This window comes from Pseudomonas sp. UYEF17, from assembly GCF_040546125.1.
In the GTDB taxonomy this organism is placed as follows: domain Bacteria; phylum Pseudomonadota; class Gammaproteobacteria; order Pseudomonadales; family Pseudomonadaceae; genus Aquipseudomonas; species Aquipseudomonas putida_Z.
The window spans coordinates 130,956-148,507 of sequence record NZ_JBEPNE010000006.1 but is presented as its reverse complement, the minus strand read 5'-3'; the positions used below and the strand labels follow the sequence as shown (position 1 = coordinate 148,507).

General features: G+C 63.6%; 15 protein-coding genes. 8 read left to right on the top strand and 7 right to left on the bottom strand.

Going from position 1 to position 17,552, the window contains the following annotated elements:
* Nucleotides 1-3: 3 nt before the first annotated feature.
* Nucleotides 4-492, top strand: a complete 489-nt coding sequence (locus ABIB24_RS12350) for an HvfX family Cu-binding RiPP maturation protein (RefSeq protein ID WP_046615678.1) — start codon at nt 4-6, stop codon at nt 490-492.
* Between the two features lie 121 nt (nt 493-613).
* On the opposite strand, the gene ABIB24_RS12345 is transcribed toward ABIB24_RS12350, so the two are convergent.
* The 7 genes from ABIB24_RS12345 to ABIB24_RS12315 form a co-directional block, all read right to left on the bottom strand.
* Nucleotides 614-1,312 (bottom strand): HvfC family RiPP maturation protein, encoded by a 699-nt coding sequence (locus tag ABIB24_RS12345; RefSeq protein ID WP_274079353.1) that lies wholly within the window; start codon nt 1,310-1,312, stop codon nt 614-616.
* Entirely contained in the window at nt 1,305-2,153 is an 849-nt protein-coding gene (locus tag ABIB24_RS12340; protein WP_137163503.1) for an HvfB family MNIO-type RiPP peptide maturase, read from the bottom strand. Before ABIB24_RS12340 ends, ABIB24_RS12345 begins: the two co-directional genes overlap by 8 nt.
* Nucleotides 2,154-2,229: 76 nt before the next feature.
* Nucleotides 2,230-2,721: an HvfA family oxazolone/thioamide-modified RiPP metallophore gene (locus ABIB24_RS12335; protein ID WP_013971966.1), complete on the bottom strand. Its 492-nt coding sequence runs from the start codon at nt 2,719-2,721 to the stop codon at nt 2,230-2,232.
* 163 nt (nt 2,722-2,884) lie between these two features.
* On the bottom strand, nt 2,885-3,439 hold the full coding sequence (locus tag ABIB24_RS12330; protein WP_047932611.1) for a DUF4174 domain-containing protein: 555 nt from the start codon (nt 3,437-3,439) through the stop codon (nt 2,885-2,887).
* Nucleotides 3,440-3,637: 198 nt separating this feature from the next.
* Nucleotides 3,638-8,149, bottom strand: coding sequence for an NEL-type E3 ubiquitin ligase domain-containing protein (locus ABIB24_RS12325; RefSeq protein WP_354316494.1), 4,512 nt, complete (start codon nt 8,147-8,149; stop codon nt 3,638-3,640).
* Nucleotides 8,150-8,230: 81 nt separating this feature from the next.
* Nucleotides 8,231-10,591 (bottom strand): DNA polymerase II, encoded by a 2,361-nt coding sequence (locus tag ABIB24_RS12320; protein ID WP_289515282.1) that lies wholly within the window; start codon nt 10,589-10,591, stop codon nt 8,231-8,233.
* A 436-nt stretch (nt 10,592-11,027) separates the two neighbouring features.
* Complete coding sequence (locus tag ABIB24_RS12315; RefSeq protein WP_075044647.1) at nt 11,028-11,948, bottom strand: LysR substrate-binding domain-containing protein; 921 nt, start codon at nt 11,946-11,948, stop codon at nt 11,028-11,030.
* Nucleotides 11,949-12,107: 159 nt separating this feature from the next.
* Here ABIB24_RS12315 and ABIB24_RS12310 point away from each other — a divergent pair, with 159 nt between their 5' ends.
* The 7 genes from ABIB24_RS12310 (at nt 12,108) to ABIB24_RS12280 (ending at nt 17,538) form a co-directional block, all read left to right on the top strand.
* Nucleotides 12,108-12,896, top strand: coding sequence for a YqcI/YcgG family protein (locus tag ABIB24_RS12310; protein WP_137163499.1), 789 nt, complete (start codon nt 12,108-12,110; stop codon nt 12,894-12,896).
* A 2-nt stretch (nt 12,897-12,898) separates the two neighbouring features.
* Nucleotides 12,899-13,525 carry a LysE family translocator gene (locus ABIB24_RS12305; protein ID WP_025338491.1) on the top strand — a complete coding sequence of 209 codons (627 nt, stop codon included), beginning with the start codon at nt 12,899-12,901 and terminating at the stop codon, nt 13,523-13,525.
* A 39-nt stretch (nt 13,526-13,564) separates the two neighbouring features.
* Nucleotides 13,565-14,647 (top strand): hypothetical protein, encoded by a 1,083-nt coding sequence (locus ABIB24_RS12300; RefSeq protein WP_085663179.1) that lies wholly within the window; start codon nt 13,565-13,567, stop codon nt 14,645-14,647.
* Between the two features lie 138 nt (nt 14,648-14,785).
* Nucleotides 14,786-15,481, top strand: a complete 696-nt coding sequence (locus ABIB24_RS12295; RefSeq protein WP_075044645.1) for an SEL1-like repeat protein — start codon at nt 14,786-14,788, stop codon at nt 15,479-15,481.
* Between the two features lie 223 nt (nt 15,482-15,704).
* Nucleotides 15,705-16,397 (top strand): AzlC family ABC transporter permease, encoded by a 693-nt coding sequence (locus ABIB24_RS12290; protein WP_013971958.1) that lies wholly within the window; start codon nt 15,705-15,707, stop codon nt 16,395-16,397.
* On the top strand, nt 16,394-16,708 hold the full coding sequence (locus tag ABIB24_RS12285) for an AzlD domain-containing protein (protein ID WP_046615691.1): 315 nt from the start codon (nt 16,394-16,396) through the stop codon (nt 16,706-16,708). The genes ABIB24_RS12290 and ABIB24_RS12285 overlap by 4 nt, the downstream gene beginning before the upstream one ends.
* On the top strand, nt 16,705-17,538 hold the full coding sequence (locus ABIB24_RS12280; protein ID WP_025338486.1) for an AraC family transcriptional regulator: 834 nt from the start codon (nt 16,705-16,707) through the stop codon (nt 17,536-17,538). The genes ABIB24_RS12285 and ABIB24_RS12280 overlap by 4 nt, the downstream gene beginning before the upstream one ends.
* The last annotated feature ends 14 nt before the right edge of the window (nt 17,539-17,552 follow it).

Here is a 17,552-nt window from a genome sequence, read left to right as displayed (position 1 = left end):
AGCATGACCACCTTGACCCGCACCCTGACCACCTTCGACCGTTTCGGTACCTGGAGCGCCGACCTGCCGTTGCGGCTGTTCCTGGCCTGGGAATTTTTCGAATCCGGCTGGGAGAAATTCAATGGCAGCAACTGGTTCGCCGACCTGCAAGCGAACTTCCCGTTCCCCTTCAACCTGCTGCCTGCAGAGCTGAACTGGCAGCTATCGATGTGGGCAGAGCTGATCCTGCCGTTACTGCTGTTGCTGGGGCTGGGTACCCGGCTGGCCTCGTTGGGGCTGATGGTGGTGACCGTGGTGGCGATTGCCGCGGTACATTGGCCGGCGCACTGGTCGAGCCTGGCCGAGCTGGCCCAAGGGTATGCGATTACCGACCAGGGCTTTGGCAACTTCAAGTTGCCGCTGATCTACCTGGTGGCGTTGCTGCCACTGCTGCTGAAAGGGGCTGGGCGGTTGAGCCTGGATCATTGGCTCAGAGGGCGGTTCTGCAGGTGATATCGCCGGGGCTGCGTTGCAGCCCATCGCGACACAAGGCCGCTCCTACAGGGGATCGTGTACCTCTGTAGGAGCGGCCTTGTGTCGCGATAGGGGCGCAAGGCGCCCCCCGTACCCGCACTCAACCTGTACCGATGATGACCCCCTGCTCGCGCAATCCCTCCAGCAACGCCAACCCCTCCTCCACAGCACCGCCCAACGCCTCCAACCGAGCCCGCCCACTGCCCTGTTCCAGCGCCAGCAACCGGTACGCCAGCGGCGCCAGGCGCGCGAAGCGCACCTTCAACCCCGCATCGCGATAAACCAGCAACAAGGTCGGCGCCTCTGGCGCGACCGCTGGCTGGTAATCCGCCCCGATCCGCTCCACCGGCCAGCGATAGGCCAACACCCGTGCCACACACGACAACAGTGGCTCCCCTTCCAGCAGGTCGCCTGCCGGGTCATGGGCCGGGTCCTCGGCATCGCTCAGATACAACTGCGCCTCGACCCACTCATAGTGCGCCAGCTCCAGCTGCCAGGGCGCATCCAGCTCGATGCCTTGCAGGTAATCGACGAACGCTTGAGCAATCTCGGTGAACAACGGTGTCTGGCTGCGATAGTTGGCATAGAAATCTCGCACTCGGGCATGCCAGCGCGGCTCGCCCAACGCCTGGCGCATCACCGGAAAACTGCCGGCCAGCAAACCTTCGATAGCGCCATAGAACAGCTCGCGGTAAACCTTCAGGCGCCGGGCCTCCACGCCCGGCGGCGGCGCATGGCGCTGCGGGTCACGCAGGTGCCGGGCCAAGGTGTACTGCTGCTCACGCAAGGTCTCATTCATTTGCATGCCCTCCCGCAGCACGCTGCACAGTGCGGATGCGCGCCGCCTCGGCGAGCAGTTCGGCCAGCGGCGGGTAGTTGAAATCACGCTCGAGCACGGTCGGTTGCACACCGAAACGCACACAGGCGACCGCGTACAGCGCCCACACATCTTCCTTCACCGCAGCCCCATGGGTATCTACCTTGAGGTCCGGCGCTTCATCGTAATGGCCAGCCACGTGCATGCCGGTGACCCGCGCCTGGGGCAAGCCCGCCAGGAATTCGCGGGCGTCATAGCCGTGATTGCAGGCATTGACGAAGACGTTGTTGACGTCCAGCAGCAGGTCGCAGTCGGCCTCATCGAGTACCGCGCGGATGAAGTCGAGTTCACTCATCGCCTGGTACGGTGCGGCGTAGTAGCTGATGTTTTCCACGGCAATACGCCGCTCCAGGTATTCCTGGGCCTGGCGAATCCGCGCGGCCACATGGCGCACCGCTTCGTCGGTGAATGGAATGGGCATCAGGTCATACAGGTGCCCGTCATCACTGCAGTAGCTCAGGTGCTCGCTGTACAGGCGCACCTGGTGGCGGTCGAGAAACTGGCGGGTCTGGCCAAGGAAATGGCGGTCCAGCGGCTCGCTGCCACCCAGCGACAACGACAGCCCGTGGCAGGTAATGGCAAAACGCTCGGCCAACTGCGCCAGGCCCTTGCCGTAGGCACCGCCCACGGCAACCCAGTTTTCCGGTGCGCATTCCAGGAAGTCCACGGCGCCAGCCTCCATGGCCAGCAGTTCCGGCAGCAGGCCGCGGCGCAGGCCTAGCCCGGTCTGTAAAGGTACAGGGGACAAAGATGTGAGGTGCATGAACAGGTCTCCGCAACAGGCACAACGCCCCGCCTGACCAGCAGGAGGGGCGTTGCGCGGTTCATGGGGCAGAAGGTCAGGACTTGCCGGTCAGGTGGCTGAACAAGCCTTCGGGCATGGCCTTGCCATTAGCCTGGTAGATCGCCTTGAGGTGATCCGCCGCCTCCTGTTCGGAGATGAAGCCATCATGGTTGCTGTCGATCTTGTCGAAGTCGCCGGCACGGTCCTTGGCCACCGCCAGGAACTCGTCGCGCGAGACCTTGCCGTCGTGGTTGCTGTCGGTCTTGGCGAACGAGGCATCACCACACTTGCCCTCGCCACACTTGCCTTCGGCACCGGCCTTGGCGCTGGCGCCGCACTTGCCCTCACCGCATTTGCCTTCGCCCTGGGTGGCCTTGGCGCTGCCACCACATTTGCCTTCACCACACTTGCCCTCGCCGGCCACCTTGGCCGAAGCCAGCTGGTAACCCTGGGCCAACGGCTCGACGGCAAAGGCGCTGCTGCTCAATGCCATGCTGCCGATCAGGGCAGCGCCGAGCAGGCCGAGGGTGTTTCGTACTTGAGTCATGGTGTAGCTCCACTGTGGTTGGAATGTGGAGCCATTAGGCCGTTGCGGTATGTCGTGGATGTATCGCGCGGGGTGCGGTTTTGTATGGGAATGGGTCTGCGGCGTGGGCAGATACAGTGGGACACACAACGGCCCCAAGGTGACTCGGGGCCGTCGTGCAGGGTCAGTCTTCCAGCGGCTTGGGTGGCGCGGCCGGCTTGGCGGGCTTTGCCGGCTTGCTGTCCTTGGCCTTGGGTTCCGGTGCCGCCGCTGCCACAGGCTCCGGCGCCGACACGGCTTTTTCGCTGGCGGGCAGATCATCGACCGCCTTGAGGATCACCTGCGGGTCGATAGCCCCTCCCTCTTCGTCGTCCTTGAGCATGTGCCGCTCACCGTCCTTGCCCACCAGGATCACCTTGGTGCCTTTGCTGGCACCCAGCTTCAACTCGCGGATCAGGGCCATGGTGGTCTGCTGCTCGAGGTTCTTGTCCTCACGCTTGCCCATCATGTTGGCAACGCTGTACACCACCAGGTTGCGCTCTTTGAAGGCGGCCTGGGTGGCCGGGTCCTTGAGGGCCTCGTTCAACCCACGCAAGGTCGGGTCGGCGCTGCTGGGCGCAATGACGACCAAGGGCCTGGCCTTGCCCAGTTCCTTGGCCAGCGGCGCGTCACTGTCGGCAGCAAACACAGGGCCGACGAGCGCGAGCAAGGTGGCGAGGGTCAGTGACCGGACGAGCATGCGTATCTCCTTATTCTCTCGATAAACCAGAAGACTACAGATCAGGGCGAAAGATCCGACGGGCGAGCGTAAACCAGCACGAGGCCTCCATGTTTGAATGAACAGTAACCGGCGGTTACCAAGTGCGCTCATTCCCTGTCCCGAGCCCCCAAAATACGTCTATCACGCGTAAATTGAGCATAGTCCAATGCGCCCTTGTCATACCCACCGTCGCAGAGCCTCGTTGGTCAGTTGGAGTTCGGTTTGTTCCGTCCACTCATTGACCTGCGCCTGCAACCTTTCGGAGGACTTTGCATCAGCATCTTCCGCCAACTGGTCGTAAAAACGCTGCGGCACTTCCAGTTCGCGTACATAACGTCGCTCGAGATAATTTTTCCAGAACGGTTGCTGGGCCATCCACACCGGCAGCGATCCAGGCTCGTTAAGTCTTACCTGCTCAGCGGCGCGTGTGACTGAAGCTTCATCCAGGTGCGGGATCGCGGAATGGAGCATGCTTCGCGCGTTGTCAAGCAGGTCCAGCCTCTCGCGCAAGCGGATCGAGTAGGCAAGCACCCACTCGATGGACTCGCTCGCCCAACCAGCAGCCTCAGCCTCGCGCAAAGCGATGAAGTCAAGTTCCCTTTGCCTCCACAACTGCCGCGCCAGTTTCACCAGGACTTGTTCCTTGTTGCCAGAAGGGGCAGCCTGCTCGGCTTCCCACACATAGTATCGAATTTCAAGCTGCTGGAAGACAACCGTGGCATTGTCGGGGCAGTTCTCAACCAGTGCAAAGGGGAAAATTTCATTGGCCAGTGCTGGAGAGTTGTCCACCTTTTCCATCATGGTCAGAACGCGTGAGGCCAGCAATTCCCCATATCGAGGATGGGTGAAGTCTCGCGAGCGCGTGAGCTGTTTCAGCAGTCGCATGAAGTTTGTCACTCCATCCATTTGCTCGATACTGCTCCACAGGATACCCAGAATTTCGCGCCTATCGTCTTGCAGGCGGTTCAGGGGGTCCAGGGGGTGCAGGCGGTCCATCCACATAAACTTTTGAGGAACTGAACTATCCTCCGGAATTTTCCAGGCCGCCTGCGCATCTTCAGCCTGTTGCAGAAGCACAGAATTGCCTGACAGCGCCACGTAACCGTGTCGCCACAACGTGGACAGGATGAAGTTAGGGGGCAACAGAGAGATGGAATTGTGGGAAGCATCGAGCATGTACAACGTCTGACAATCCGTGATGCCCTCTGGCAGCAATACCAACCCGGCATTGCGCAGACGCAGTTCGGCCAACTGGCTCATCCCCGCCACAGAAAAGGTCATGTTCAAGCGGTTGTCCGAAAGGTTCAGGTAACGTAACCGGCTGCAGAGCCCAAGCGCTCGAGCCTGGGGTTCGTCCAGTGAGATGCGATTGCTGGACAAGTCGAGTATGCGCAGGTCATTGAGCAACGACAGGCTCTCTGGTAGACGTCGCAATTGGTTGTAACTCAGTTCCAGCGAGGTCAGATTGGGGAATGAAAGCAGGAATTGCTCTGGCACTTCTTTCAGCAACAGGCTACGCAGGGAAAGTTCGGTAATATGCGGGAAGCTGAAGAGTGGGCCCAATTCAGGCAATGAGCACAGGTCGCGCGGTTCGTAATGCCACACCAAAGCCGGACGTTCATCTTCAGGTGCAACTAGACCGGGTACCCGTTCCCGCCAGCATTGCATGAGTGCTTTGCGAAACCGCTTGCGCTCGGTTCGTTCGCCGACCAGCAACCCTCGCCGCTCCCAGCTTTTCAGGTGCTCGCTCAAACGGCGGGCCTGCTCTTCGAGCACACCGAGCTGGGTGTCGGTATCATGTCCCAAAACATGCAAGTTGGTCAGCCAGGCTTCGATCTGCTCGTCACTGTACGCTGGGTAAAGGTCGCGCAGACGCGCCTCGAACGCCCGGGGTCGGGACGCAGGCCGGGCAAAGCGTCCCTGGCTGCCGCCCAGCGGGTAGCCGACCCTGCCATCCTCCAGGCGCAGCGGCGCCAGCATCCATGGCTGTCGAGGGTTTTTGCCCAACACCTGAGCGAGTACCCTGCTGTGCCCGGGCATTTGCCGGGCCAACACTGCTCTCAAACCCGGGGCGTAGGGTTCAGTGATACCGAGTGCAGCATGATCGGCCGGGGCAAACGCAGCCGCCAAGGTCTCGAACAGCTCGCCGGGGCCGCGCAGCTCGATGCCTAGCGCATCTTCAAGCTCGAACTGCCCGTCGTCATGCAAAAGCCTGTAGTTCTGCCCGTCGCCAGCAGTAGTCATTATCGGCTGCGGGCTATCACCATCGTACAGCCGCCAGCGCGGCCTGGCCTCCCTGACATCCAGAGTCTCCAGCAGCGTCAGCGCGACCTTGGCCTGGTCCAGGGTCTGGGGCGTCTCGATGAACAGCGCCTCGCAGGCACGCGCAACACGTATGCGCAGTACGCTCAGCCTGGCCCTTTCGACCAGCCGAAACGGCACCGTGCCGCTGACCAGTGCCTGAAACTCCGCACCTTCTGCCGAAAGCTCACCCACAAGCTCGCGCGCCGCTCGGCGATGCAGCCTCGGGAATGCCTTGCGCAAGGTTGCCACCGCCGCATCGTCTGGCTCCTGCTGCCCGTCATACACCTGTTGAAACAGCTGGCGCCGCTTTGCCGAGACCTGCGCCGCCAATGCTGGCCCGCCCTGCTCGGTGACGCCAGGCAAGGCGCGGGCCTTCGCCAGCAACGGCGCGTCCTCCGGCACCCGCCCAAGCTTCAGATCGTCCAGCAGGGTTTGCAGCCGGCGGTCGATCAGCAGGCGCTCTACGGTATCGACCAGCTCGGCCTCAGGTGGCCGGCCGTACACATGCAGCGCCCGAAGATGGTCTGCATCCAGGGCATGGACGGCCATGGCCTGGTCAATCTGTTCATCATCCAGGCGAGCGAAACGCTCACCAAGGCGACGGAACATCCGGTGCTTGTCTGTCCAGCTGGCCGGTTGCTCGGTCCATAGCCGCCAGGCACCGGCGTCATTGTGACGCAACAAAGGCCCATGACCATCTCGTGGTGCCAGTTGCCACTCTTCATCTGCGCGCTGGACGATTTCATAGTTGTGGCCGTCCATGGTCATCCAGCTTCTGTCCTGGGCACGGTAGATGCCCATTTCATCGGCCACTTCCCCAGCGGGAGGTGCAGCGCTGCGAAACGGCACCAGGTCTCCATTCCAGAGCTTCTCGCTGCCGTCTTCCAGGCGCGCTGGCACCCACTGGTCCAATGCGGCCCAGGCCCGGCTCGCTTCCCGCCATACCACAGCGGTTACTCCGATCACGGCCAGGTCTTTGGTCACGTTGAGTACATGGTCCATTGCGGCGCTGGTATCGCCCTCGCGCCAGTCTTCCACGGCCTGGAACAACTCGCCCAGCAGGTCCCAGACCATTACCGCCAGCAGCAGTGCATTGAGTGCGGGGATGAACACGCCCGCCACGGTGGCCAGTGTCCAACCCTCGGCAACCAACCTTTGTTGATGGGCTTCCTGGGCCTTGCGATCCAGTTCTGACACCGGCGTGGCAATCAGCGCAGCATCGTCCTTGATATGGGCAATGCGCTCGGCGGCAAGGTGGGCGAACAAGGGTAGCGGGTAGTCCCGTATGTGCTGGTCCATTTCCCGGGTTGCCCAATCGGCGACGCTCACCAGGTCCTTGGCAACCCTGGAGAAGAACTGCTGGCTGTCGCGCCGGCGTACGAAGCGTTTGAAGAAATCCTGATAGCGCTTGTCTCGCAGACGCTTGCCCAAGACCTTACGGGTGAAGCTTTCCAGGTCGCGGCTTGCGGTCCAGGGACCGTGGGGGTCATCGGGAATGTAGACAAGGATCTTGCGGCTGACTTTGTCATGAAATAGATCGAGTATCACGATCTGTTGCAAATCGCAGCCGAACGCCTTGAGTTGCCGGGCCACCACTTTCGACTCGTACAACGTGCCAGGTCTGCCGTGCTTGCATAGCTCTAGCACCAGGTCCAGTTCGGCAGCACTCAGGACTCCATCACCTTTAGCCTTGCAGGCATCGATCAGCATGACCGAGCTGTAAAGCTGGGCAAGTGTCGAAGCCATGCTGCGCCAGCCGCTTGCCTGGCTGCTCGGCGCTTTGAGCACGCTGTCCAGGTGCTGTTGATAGCGCTTGCCCAGATCCAGCTGGCGGCACAAGCGTGCGAAGGCTGGTGCGGTTGGTGAGGCGAGCCGTCGCGACAGGCTGTCGACGATGCAGTTGTCCTTGTGCTGCTCGTTCCGCCCCTCGCCGGGCGTGAAGTTGTCCAGTGCCGCCTCGATCAGCGGTACGTCGAAATAGTCCTTTTCCAAAACCGGATAGCGCCCCCACACGGTGCCCTGGCTGGGAGCGGTGTAGGTGTACCAGCGCCTGAAATACAGGCCATCGACATTTTCCCTGGTGCCGAATTCTTCCTGCATGGCGTTTTGCAGCAGCGGCTTGACGAAACGGTCGATGCCCTGGATGCGCGCAAGCTCCTTTTCCAGCCACTGTCGACAGTCCAGGCTGTCTTTCAACGCCTCGCGCAATGCAGCATGCTGCGATTCATATAGACCGTTGGCCGGGATGTTCTGCTCGGTCGGCGATACGATACGCAGCCGGCGAATCCATCTGGGCAGTCGCTTGACGATGAGGTTGTCCTGATAGGCCTGCTCCATGGCCAGCGTATCGGCGGTTGGCGGTTGTTCCTTGCTGGGTGTAGTCACGATGTTGCGCCTCGGGCTGATCAAAAGGCCCGACACTAGACGCAGGCTTGCCAAGCGATTAGCTAGATAGCTACCACCTCTTCAGAACAGCGCCAGTTGCTGGCCGGTCAACCCTTCGAAACTGTCGCCAACGAAAGGCAGGATGGCATCGGCCACCGGCTGCAGCTGCCGCGTCAGGTAATGCTCGTAGTCCACCGGCGCTTGCAGGTTTTCCAGGGGTTCTGGGCCCGCCAGGGTGATCAGATAGCTGATCCAGCCGCCGCGCTGGTATTGCAACGGGCGGCCAAGGCGGCGGTTGTAGTCATCGGCCAGCCGGGCCGCACGCACGTGCGGCGGCACATTGCGCTGGTAATCGGCTAGCGGCCGGCGCAAACGCTTGCGGTACACCATCAGCTCATTGAGCTCGCCCGCCAGGGTGCGCCGTACATAATCGCGCACATACGCCTGGTAAGGCTCCCCGCGGAATATCCGGCCATAAAGCTCCTGCTGGAACTCCCGGGCCAGCGGCGACCAGTCGGTACGCACCGACTCCAGCCCCTTGTAGACCATCTGCTCGCTGCCATCGGCCCGCTGCGCCAGCCCGGCGTAGCGCTTCTTGCTGCCTTCGTCCGTACCGCGGATGGTGGGCATCAGGAAGCGCCGGTAATGCACCTCGAACTGCAGCTCCAGCGCGCTTTCCAGGTTCATCTGCTCGCGCAGGTGTTCGCGCCACCACTGGTTGACCTGTGCTACCAGCTCGCGGCCAATACGTGCTGCAGCCTCCTCGCCGTGGGCGCCCTTTAGCCAGACGAAGGTGGAGTCGGTATCGCCGTAGATCACCTCGTAGCCCCTGGCTTCGATCAGCGCGCGGGTCTGGCGCATGATCTGGTGCCCGCGCATGGTGATCGACGAAGCCAGGCGCGGGTCGAAGAAGCGGCAGCCGCTCGAACCCAGCACCCCGTAGAAGGCATTCATGATGATCTTCAGCGCCTGCGACAGCGGCGCGTTGCCCTCGCGCTTGGCTGCTTCCCGGCCCTGCCATACCCGCTCGACGATAGCCGGCAGGCAATGCTCGCTACGGGAAAAACGCCCCCCGCGGAAGCCTTCCACCGAGTGTTCATCGTCGGGCAGGCGCAAGCCTTCGACCAGCCCAACCGGGTCGATCAGGAAGGTACGAATGATCGACGGGTACAGGCTCTTGTAGTCCAGCACCAACACCGAGTCGTACAGGCCCGGGCGCGAATCCATGACGAAGCCACCGGGGCTGGCCTCGTCGGGGCGGCTGCCGAGGTTGGGGGCGACGAAGCCCAGGCGGTGCATCTGCGGGATGTACAAGTGGCAGAACGCGGCCACCGAACCACCGCTGCGGTCCACCGCAAGGCCGGTGACCGAAGACCGCTCCAGCAGGAATTCGAGCAGGCGGGTGTGAGCGAAAATGCGCGTCACCAGCTCGCAATCCTTGAGGTTGTAGCGCGCCAAAGCCGGCTTGTCCTCGGCGAAGCGGCGGTTGATTTCATCCATGCGCTGGTACGGCGTGTCGATGGCCTTGCCTTCACCGAGCAAGGTCTGGGCGACACTTTCGAGGCTGAACGACGGGAAGCTCCAGGTCGCCGAGCGCAGCGCCTCGATGCCGTCGATCAGCAGCCGCCCCGGGGCATCGGCGAACACGTGGCCACCACCGGCATGGCTGCGCAAGGTCATCGGCGCGCCATTGCGCCCCAGTGCCAGCGGTACTTGCAGTAGCTTGGCGTGCTCGTGCAGCAGGCGCAGGTCGAACTGGATCAGGTTCCAGCCGATGATTGCATCCGGGTCGTGCTCGGCCATCCACTGGTTGAGGCAGGCCAGGATGTCGGCGCGGTCGGCGCAGTAGTGCAGGTCGAAGTCCAGGCCATCAGCCGTGCCGTTGGCCGGCCCGAGCATGTACACCTGGCGCTGGCCACAGCCTTCCAGGGCAATGCTGTACAACTCGCCCCGCTCGCTGGTCTCGATGTCCAGCGACACCAGGCGCAGCGGCGGGCGATAACCCGGCAGGGGCTTGAGCTGGGCATCGCAGAGCACGCCGTGAGCATCCGGTTGGCCGGTGAACTGCACCGGGGCGGTGATGAAGCGCTCCATCAGGTAGCGCTCGGGCGGGCGAATATCGGCTTCGAACACCTCGATACCGGCCGTGCGCAGGCGTTGCTCCAGCTGCATCAGTTGCCGGTGCTGGCGGCAGTACAGGCCCAGCACCGGGCGCTGGTCAAAGTCCTTCAGCTGCAGCGGCCGCAACTCGACACCGGCTTCGTTGGCCAGCAGCACCCGCGCGTGTGCTTCCTGCGCCTGGGGGATGAATGCCACCGATACCTGCGGCGCCAGACGCAGCTGCCGTGGCCCCTGGTCGGTGGCCAGCCAGAATTCCACGCAGGTGCCTTCGGGTGTGTCATGCCAATGTCGGGTCAGGACAAAGCCCTGCTGCAACTCCACCGCGTCGACCTCTGAATCGTTTGTTGTGCTGATTGCGGCGATTCTACCGCTGACGCACCGTCGCAGCGCATTTTGTTGGGGGCAGCAGGTGTTTGTCGCAATATTTTCAGCGTCTGCGGGATCGAGCGCCGCCCGCGCGGCGCTTCGCAGCACAAGGCTGCTCCTACATCTGTTTCGGGCCAATTACGCCTGCCCCAATGCACGCGACCGCCTTGTTTGCCCGGCATGATATCGAGGTGGACACCAAGTGGCCGCGCGCCTTTGCCACAGGAATAACTGGCCCGAAACAGATGTAGGAGCAGCCTTGTGCTGCGAAGCGCCGCGCGGGCGGCGCTCGATCCCACAGGCGCTGAATCCCTCAAGACAAACACCCCCGCCACAAACCGCTCCACCGCCGGGCGCTTGCCGGCGGCCGGCCGCATGCTCGAACGCGTATTCAACCGTACAGGTAATTGATGTCCTTGCAGGCCAGCGGTGGCACCTGGCCCAGCAGGAACTCGCGCAGCTTGTGCATCTGCCGCGCCTTGGGGCTGGCCTTGAGCCAGGTCATGTAATAGCCGTCGCCAGTGGCCACCGCGTGCTTGAACGGCGTGACCAGGCGCCCGGCCAACAGGTCGGCGCTGGCCAGCACCAGGTCGACCACCGAAATACCCAGGCCTTGCTGTGCGGCCGAGATGCCCTGGTCGAGGGTATCGAACACTTGCCCGTGGTCGATGCTGATGTCCAGCGCGTCCATGCGAGCCAGCCAGCGCCGCCAGTCTCGTCGGTCAGGGGACGGGTGCAGGAATTCGCACTGGGCCAGGTCGGCAAGGTCCGGTTGTGCCTGGGCCATGTAATCCGGGTGGCACACCGGGATCAGCCATTCATCGAACAGCTTGAAACTCTCGATATCGGCGGGAAAACGCCCGTTGGCCAGGAGGATCGCACAGTCGTAGGGCTCGGAGTAGAAGTCCACGCTGTCGATGTCCATCCACACGCTGGACAGCTGCACGCTGCAGTTGTCCTCGACCTTCTTGAACGCATCCAGCGCCCGCAGCAGCCAGCGCACGGTGAGCGTGGACGGCGCCTTCAGACGCAGGCCGTAGCGGTCCTGGCGCAGCAGGGCGCAGGCATTTTCGATGATCTTGAAGCCAACCTTCAGCTCCTGCGCCAGCAGGCGCCCGTGCTCGGTCAGGGCCAGCTTCGGCCCGCGGCGTTCGAACAGGTCGCAGCCGAACATGGCTTCGAGGGTCTTGATGTGGTGGCTGACGGCGCCCTGGGTCAGGGCCAGCTCTTCCGCGGCACGGGTAAATGAGCCATAGCGAGAGGCCACCTCGAAGGCACGCAGCGCGTGCAAAGCCTGAATCCGTTCCGACATGGCGACGCCCCGAGCATGAGTAAGACTAATAGTAGGTCATAGTTCCACGCGTTTTACAACGCCAAGGACGTCTCGGAAAATGCAGGTAAATAATAAACATAACCAAGATCCTGCCTGCATGTGACTTGAACGTTCATAAAATTTACGCCTGGGGAAATCATGTCGACGGGTTATGGAACTTGCTATCGCCTGGATGCGCTGGAGCTGGCCGCTGAACATGTGCGCAACACGCAACATTGGACCTACAAAGCCGTAGAACATTTTCGCAGTGTCCTCGCCAACCCCGAGTTTCCCTGCCTGTTCGGCCGCAAGGCGGTAAACGGCGCAACCTGCCACATCCTCTTCGCCCGCGCCGGGCAGCTGGCCGATGACATCGCCATGGGCCTGGCCGACTACGTGCGCACCGTCACACCTATCCCACCCAAGCAGCGTATCGGCAGCCCACTGGTGGTGTTTCTCGAAACCGCCGCCGACTACACCCTGGCCGAGCAACAGGCGCTGGCCTGGAAGGTGTTGCGTGGCGTGCACGCGCGCGACCCGCATCCCTGGCCGCAGGGCATCCCGACCGACCCCGATGACAACGCCTGGTCGTTCTGCTTTGCCGGCATGCCGCTGTTCATCAACATGAATTTCCCCGGCCACCAGCAGATGAAAAGCCGCAACCTGGGGCCGCACATCACCTTCGTCATCAACCCGCGGGCGAACTTCGACGAAGTGGCCAACGTCAACACCGAAAGCGGCCATCGTATCCGCGAACGCATCCGCGAGCGCGTGCACCACTACAACGACGGCGTCATGCCCGACACCCTTGGCTTCTTCGGCGATGCCGACAACTACGAGTGGAAGCAGTACCAACTGCAGGAGGCAGGGTCGCTCAACCCGTCCCGCTGCCCGTTCCACGCCCATGCCGTACAGCCGGCAACACCCGACATACTGATCGAGACCTGACCGTGAATACCGCACTCACCGCTACCTACGCCCTTACTGTCCTGCTACTGATCGCCACCCCCGGCCCGGTGGTGGCACTGATCGTCAACACCGCGGCCGCCTCCGGCTCACGCAAGGCCATGTTCACGGCTGTCGGCACCAACTGGGCATCACTGGTGCTGATCGGCGCGGCGGCCTGGATCATCCTCACCAGCGCCGCCATCGACAAGGCCTGGCTCAGCGCCATGAGCCTGCTGGGTTGCCTGTTCATCGGCTACATTGCCGTCGGCACGCTGCGGGACGCCCTGCAGGCGCCGGCAGCCGAGGCACCGGGCGAGCTCGCCAAACCTGGCCGCGGCGGGCTGCTGCAAGGTTTCATGGTGGGCATTTCCAACCCGAAGGACATCATTTTCTTCATCGCCTTCTTCCCGCAGTTCATTCAGATCACCGAATCGTTCGGCAAGAGCATGGTGGTGCTGTCGATGCTGTGGGTAGCCATCGATTTTGCCGTGCTCAGCCTGTACATCTTCGCCATCGGAAAGATCGCCTCGCAGCGCAGCAACCGCATGATCAGCCTGGCCTCGGGGGTCGCCCTGCTGCTGATCGCCGCCGGCGGCCTGCTGTACAACGTCAAGGAGCTGGCGGCCTGAACGTGACGCAAGGTGCCCGCTGCAACAGAAGGAGAACCCATGACCGCGACTGACACGACCCCGTCGCCTTCGCCGTTGCAACAGGACTACCAGCGCTTTCTGCTGCTGGGCAGCCGGCGCGCCCCGCACACCGTGCATGTGCACGAAACCGGCTACCGCTCCGGCACCATCAATACCGATGCCTTGGGCCTGCGCTACAGCCATTGCGCCGGCAAGCGCTTTTCGGCAGCCGAGCGCGGTGGTGCGTCACGCATCAACCTGCTGGTCGGCGGCTCCACCGCCCTGGGCATCGGTGCCAGCTCCGACGAACACACGGTGGCCTCGCACCTGTCGATGCTGACTGGCGAAGTCTGGCTGAGCCTGGCTGGCTGCGGGCTCAATGCCAGCCAGGAGCTGCTGATGTTCCTGACCCACCAACACCGCCTTGGCCAGCTCGGCCATGTGGTGGTGCTCAGCGGCCTCAACACCCTGGCCCACGAAGCCCTCTGCGAAGTCCTCGCCAGCCTGAGCGACCCGCGGCACGCCAAGGCCTACCAGGATTTTCTCAACAGTTTCAGCGAAGGCATGCAGCCCACGGCGGCGCCCCGCCGGCAATCGCTGTGGCGGCGCATCGGCCAGGCGTTGGCCACGCCCTCGGTCGCAACACCTGCCACCTGGCCACTGTCACCCCCGGAAAAGCGCCTGGCCCGTGCCGCCGACAGCATTGGCCGGACCTTGCGCCAATGGGACCGGCTGCTGGCAGACAGCCATTCCACCCTCACCTTCATTCTGCAGCCATTGCTGCCCTGGTGCCGGGATAGCCTGCCCGCTGGCGAGCAGGCCATGCTGGACGCGCTGCAGCGGCGACCGGCGAATTTCGACCGGCTGCTGGACGGCGCGTTCGACAGCCAGTTGCACTCGGCCTTCTTCCGTCGCATCAAGAGCCAGGCCGACCCGGTGCCCTGCTATGACATGAACTGCATGCTCAGCAGCTCTCCGGTGTTCGGCGCCGACCTGTTCATCGACCGCCTGCACCTGAACGACCTGGGCAACAATGCCCTGGCCAAGGTCATTACCGCCAAGCTCGGCCTGGCCCAGGAAAAACATGCCCAGCGCAAGGTCACGCCGATCAAGCTCGTCTGACAGTTGCCAGGTGGTCTTCCGGCCAGGCCCCTTGGGTGGCTAGAATAGGCCGTCGTTCCGATCTGCCCGAGGCGCACGCTTGACCGCCATGAACATCGAAGCCATCCATCAGTACCTGGCACCCCATGGGGCTTGCCTGTGAGCCGCATGCTTCGCTTGCCCCCACTGCTGATCGCCCTGATGCCGCTGGCCGCGCACGCGCTGGAAGTGCGCATCGACCCTCATGCCGACCTGCTCTACCGCCAGGCCTTGCCCCTGCTGGAGCAGGCCGACAGCCAGGACGACGGCGCCAGCACGCTGCGCACGGCCATCGGCGGCGACCCGGAGCTCAGCCGCCAGGGCCAGGCCATGGCCCACACCCTGCCGACAGCCGTCGCCTTGCTGAAAAAGTCCGTGGAGCTGGGCCACCCGGTCGCACAGTACCGCCTGGCGCTGTACTACATGACCTACCTGCCCGCCGCGCAAATCCCGGATGCCGCCTGCCCGCTGCTCGAAGCCAGCCTCAGACAGGGCTTTGCCGCACCGGCGCCGGCCATCGCCACCTGGTGCCCGCCTTATAACGTCAGCAGCGAGTACCGTACTGCGCTGGAGGCCATCCCCAACATGGCTACCGTGTATGCGCCCTATTACCCGCAACCGGCCACGCGCCTGGCCTGCAACCGCAACCGGCCACAAGGCCTGGAAATGCAGTGGGGGCGCCAGCGTGACTACCAGGCCGAGGTATACCGCCTGCTCGGCGACCTCGACCCGCAGCACCGCCAGAGCCTGCTGCAGAAGGCCGTGGACACCAACGGCTGCGTGACAGCGCAGCAGCACCTGACCAGCCGTCCGTAACACGTACACGGCTCCCGTGTAGGAGCGGCCTTGTGTCGCGATGGGGCGCGCAGCGGCCCCAGGATTTCAGCTTCGCCGCAGATATTGCCGGGGCCGCTGCGCGCCCCATCGCGACACAAGGCCGCTCCTACAAGGGACCGTGCCAGGCATAGCAAGATCGTTCAAGCCATCCCCCGCCCCGTCTGGCATGCTGGCCTGCCAACGTACACGCACTGCAGCCACCATGCCCCACATCGCCCGCCAAGCCTTTCTCCACGGCGCCATCGCCATTCTCCCGTTGTCCCTGGCCGTCGCCCCCTGGGGCCTGCTGGCCGGCTCCATGGCCATCGAGGCCAATCTCAGCGCCTGGGAGGGGCAAGGGCTTTCGGCCATCGTCTTCGCCGGTGCCGCGCAACTGGTGGCGATCGGCATGCTCAAGGGCGGCGCCAACCTGGCGTCGATCCTGCTGACCACCCTGCTGCTGACCTCGCAGCACCTGCTGTATGGCCTGACGATGCGCCCGGTGCTGTCCAGCCAGCCGCTGCGCTGGCGCCTGGGCCTGGGCTTCCTGCTCACCGACGAGTTCTTCGCCCTGACCAGCCAGTACGACCAGCAGCAGTTCAACCGCTGGTACGCCCTGGGCGTGGGCCTGACCTTCTACGTCGCCTGGAACCTGTTCACCCTGGCCGGCATCCTGCTGGGGCAGAACATTCCGCACCTGGACCAGCTCGGCCTGGACTTTTCCATTGTCGCCACCTTCGTCGCCCTGATCGCGCCACTGGTGCGCAACCTGGCCACGCTGGTGTGCGTGGCGGTGTCGCTGTTCTGTTCGGTGCTGTTCAGCTACTGGCACTGGGAAACCGCCCTGGTGGCCGCAGGCCTGCTGGGCATGAGCGCCGGTTTCGTCTGCCAGAAATTCGCCGGAGCCCGCGCATGACCTGGGTCCTGATTCTTGCCATGGGCGCCATCGTGTTCCTCAACCGCTATGCGTTCCTGGAGCCGCGCCTGCCCTTGCGCCTGAGCTCCAACGCCCGGCAGTTCCTCGGTTTTGCCGTGCCAGGCATGCTCACCGCAATCTGCGGCCCGATCATCTTCATGCCCGAGCACCAATTGAACCTGAGCCTGCTCAACCCCTATCTGCTGGGTTCGCTGGTGGCCATCGCCCTGGTGCTGTTGACCCGCAGCGTGCTGCTGAGCATGCTGGTGAGCATGTTGATCTTCTTCCTCCTGCGCAGCTGGCTGGCATGAGCACGCCCCTGCGCGAGCAGACACACCTCTGGCAGGCGCCGGCACTGGGCGACGTCGAGATGCTGCACGCGCGCTATTTCCAGCAGCGTTTCGCCCCGCATGTGCATGAAGGCTATGTGTTCACCGTGATCGAGTCGGGCGCCCAGCGCTTCTGGCATCGCGGCAGCGAGCACCTGGCGCCGGTCGGCAGCATGGTGCTGATCAACCCCGACGAACTGCACACCGGGGCCACCGCCCACGAAGCGGGCTGGCGCTACCGAGGGTTCTACCCGGAACATGAACGGGTAACCGGGGTGCTCGACGAACTGGAACTGGGCCGCCACGGCATGCCCAGCTTCAAGGACAGCGTGATCCACGACCCGGCCCTGGCGCTTGCCTTCAGCCAGTTGCACCAGCTGTCCGAAGCCGGTGCCAGCGCCCTGCAGCAGCAGACCGCCTGGCGCCAGGCGGTGCTGGCCCTGGTGCAACGGCACGGGCAATGCGCCGAACCTGCCGCCCCCGGCCACGAACCGCTGGCAGTGGCCCGCGCCCGTGAGCTGCTGGAAAGCCAACTGGCCGACCCGCCCTCGCTCGAAGCCCTGGCGGCGGCGGTCAACCTGTCGCCGTTCCACTTCGCCCGGGTGTTCCGCCAGGCCACCGGCCTGCCGCCACATGCCTGGTTGAAGCAGCGGCGCCTGGCCCGTGCGCGGGAAATGCTCAAGCGTGGCTGGGCTGCCTCGGAGGTGGCGTTCGACCTGGGCTTTGCCGATCAGAGCCATTTGAGCCGGCAGTTCAAGCAGGCCTATGGGGTAACGCCAGGGGCTTATCGCAGCGCCTGCCTGCAGGGCTGAGCTGCGACAGCCGG